The 1,105-nt window shown below is 42.1% G+C and carries 1 protein-coding gene; it reads right to left on the bottom strand.

Translation table 11 applies throughout. From position 1 onward, the window contains the following. Window positions 1-137: 137 nt before the first annotated feature. The gene (gene ubiG, locus AB4653_RS26875) at window positions 138-884 is read right to left on the bottom strand and encodes a bifunctional 2-polyprenyl-6-hydroxyphenol methylase/3-demethylubiquinol 3-O-methyltransferase UbiG (RefSeq protein ID WP_065680458.1); all 747 of its coding nucleotides are present in this window, start codon (window positions 882-884) and stop codon (window positions 138-140) included. Window positions 885-1,105: the final 221 nt, after the last annotated feature.

A 1,105-nucleotide genomic window follows, 5' to 3' on the forward strand; every position in this document is an offset into this window, starting at 1 on the left:
GATTAAAATTAAATCTAGGTGGTCAAAATGGAAGCGAGCGCACGAAATTTAGACTGAAAAAAGTCGTAAAGTTATGTTAATTACAACTCTTTTCAATCGTCTTTTTCTAAAAGATTTTAAGCTGGGGATATTAATAGTTATTGGGTGAGATTTTGCGTGTGGACTATGTAGTTAACATCTACATTTGTGCCCAAACGATAAGTGTCCGTTAACGGGTTGTAGTGCAGTCCTGTAATCCCCAATTCTTGCAGCGGAGTGTTGTCTATCATCTTGATAAGTTCCGCTGGGCGAATGAACTTTTCGTGGTCGTGAGTACCTTCTGGGACAATCTTAAGTAGCTTTTCTGCACCTACTATAGCGAATAGGTAAGACTTAAAGTTACGGTTCAATGTCGAGAAGAACACATGGCCGCCCGGTTTAACCAACTTTGAACAAGCCGAGATAACCGACTGTGGGTCTGGTACGTGCTCTAGCATTTCCATGCAGGTCACCACATCGTAAGTTTGTGGGTTTTGCTCAGCATGATCTTCAATGGTGCTTTGAATGTAATCAAGCTTGGTGCCGGTTTCTAATGCATGCAGACGAGCGACTTCTAGCGGTTCTTTACCCATATCTAAACCAGTGACTAGCGCACCTTCAACGGCCATGCTCTCAGCCAAAATACCGCCACCGCAGCCAACATCGAGAACTTTTTTGCCAAATAGGCCTTCGGTTTTCTCTAGAACGTAATTTAGGCGCAGTGGGTTGATTTGATGTAGTGGCTTAAACTCGCCTTCTAGATCCCACCAGCGCGACGCCATGTCTTCGAATTTTTTGATTTCTGCTGGGTCTACGTTTTGTGATTTAGTCATAATCGGCATTTCCAAGTTAAATAATGCATCCATGAAATTGCAGGCATTATAACTTGCCTTTTCCTGCTGACCAGAAGATCTACAATTTTGCTAGTTTATTGAGTGTAAAGTGACCATGTTTCAGCAAGATATGACGCTGAGGTGCAATTTCTCATCAATAGATTGGCTACAAGGGTCACAAGATGGTAAAAGGAGAGGGAAAGTGATGCCTCCGTAGGTAAATTTGTGTTATATTTTTCGGTCTTATACGTATT

Source organism: Vibrio sp. 10N.222.48.A3 (assembly GCF_041475345.1).
Lineage (GTDB): Bacteria > Pseudomonadota > Gammaproteobacteria > Enterobacterales > Vibrionaceae > Vibrio > Vibrio tasmaniensis_A.

Excerpts from the sequence above, each read along its gene's own strand:
- ubiG (WP_065680458.1), bottom strand. The coding sequence starts at position 884 with ATGGATGCATTATTTAACTTGGAAATGCCGATTATGACTAAATCACAA.